The organism is Rhizobium sp. PEPV16, from assembly GCF_008919455.1.
In the GTDB taxonomy this organism is placed as follows: domain Bacteria; phylum Pseudomonadota; class Alphaproteobacteria; order Rhizobiales; family Rhizobiaceae; genus Rhizobium; species Rhizobium leguminosarum_Q.
Map to the genome: position 1 here is coordinate 9,938 of NZ_VSZV01000203.1, position 1,532 is coordinate 11,469.

Genomic DNA, 1,532 nt, shown 5'->3' on the forward strand with positions numbered 1-1,532 from the left:
GCCGGCCACGAATTGCCCGAACCGAAGCTCATCCAAGCGCCGTTGCACCGCAAGTCGGACTGGCGCGAGCTCTTCCAGGGCGTCTACTTGAAGCGGACGCTTTCCATCTGGGCCATGTGGTTCACCGCCTATACGGTCGCCAACGGTACGATCACCTGGCTGCCAACCCTGTATCGACAGGTCTTCAACCTGCCGCTTCAAACCAGCATCTTCTATGGTTTCCTGACGTCGGTCGGCGGCGTGATTGCTGCTGTCATCTGTGCGCTGCTCATCGACAAAGTGGGACGCAAGCGCTGGTACACGGGGGCGCTGCTTCTCGCTCCCGTGCCGCTGCTGGTTCTCGCATGGCTCGGCGCGACCTCTCCCATCCAGGTTTTGGTTCTAGCCGGCCTCGCTTATGCGATCGTCCAGACCGTCACATTCTCCCTTTACCTGTACTCGGCAGAGATCTACCCGACGCGCCTCAGGGCATTGGGAACTGGAACCGGCAGTGCCTGGCTTCGCCTGGGATCATCGGCCGGCCCGATCCTCGTCGGCACGGTGATGTCTTCCATGGGCATCCAGTATGTCTTTGCGAGCTTCGCAGCCATCCTGATCGTCGGTGCAATCATCACGATGTTATTTGCGGTAGAAACCAAGGACCGCGTACTGGAGGAGCTTTCTCCGTAACGGTTGAAAATCCGCCAGTTTCATTTGGTCGTCGTTGAGGGCACTGGGTCGGCGCCGCAGGGAGGCAAGCGGCGCCGGATGCGGTTTCTGTTATCGCTGGCAGACTTTGACGCGATAGGGATTGCCCCAATCGTCGTGCAACCATTCGAAGTGGCAATAGTCCGGCCGGTAATAGGTCCGGTAAACGGGGTAGGGGCGGTAAGCGGGATAGGCGGGATAGGCCGGGTAAGCGGGACGGGCAGCCTCCGACAGCAGCGCGCCGCCGACGACGCCAGCGGCAAGGCCGCCCCAGAAGGCATCGCGTGGACGGGCATCGGCGGTGGTGGCGGTGGCGAGCGAGGCGCCGGCAAAGGTCAGCGCAATCAGGCCCGTCGCCATGGTCTTATGAAGAACGGACATGGTATTTTCCTTTCATGGGCATGGCTTCCATAAAGCCATGCCGAAGACTCGGCCCGGATCGCGGCGGCGCAATGGCCGCGCAAGCGGTTTCGGCATTAAATTTTCGTCATGATTTCAATGGATCCCCGACGCCGAAAGGATTTATCGCGCGCGACCTTTCAGTCTCGTGCAAGCCGGGCTGGTAATCTCAAATTGTCTTCAGCTTGGTGAGCTGGCTCCTAAAATTCCGCTGTCGAATTTTATGGTTAAAACCTTGTTAAAAGCCTTGGCGTTATAGTTTTTGTAGTCGATATTTCATTTGTTGCGGGAGCGATATTTTTTGAAATCAGCCGGGGAACTTCTGGAGTTGGCTTGCCGCCGGATCGCTGATCTGGATACCCCGGCCTATGTCAAGAACAGCGAGCTGCGTTATATCGCCGTCAACGAGGCCTATGCCCGTTTTCTAGGCCGCGAGATCTCCGATT

The 1,532-nt window shown here is 58.4% G+C and carries 2 protein-coding genes; one reads left to right on the forward strand and one right to left on the reverse strand.

The features are described from left to right. A partial coding sequence (locus FY112_RS37440) for an MFS transporter (protein ID WP_246700614.1) occupies nucleotides 1-669 on the forward strand: 669 nt, incomplete at its 5' end. A gap of 90 nt (nucleotides 670-759) precedes the next feature. On the opposite strand, the gene FY112_RS05840 is transcribed toward FY112_RS37440, so the two are convergent. Further along, nucleotides 760-1,068 carry a hypothetical protein gene (locus tag FY112_RS05840; protein ID WP_028740790.1) on the reverse strand — a complete coding sequence of 103 codons (309 nt, stop codon included), beginning with the start codon at nucleotides 1,066-1,068 and terminating at the stop codon, nucleotides 760-762. Nucleotides 1,069-1,532 lie beyond the last annotated feature (464 nt).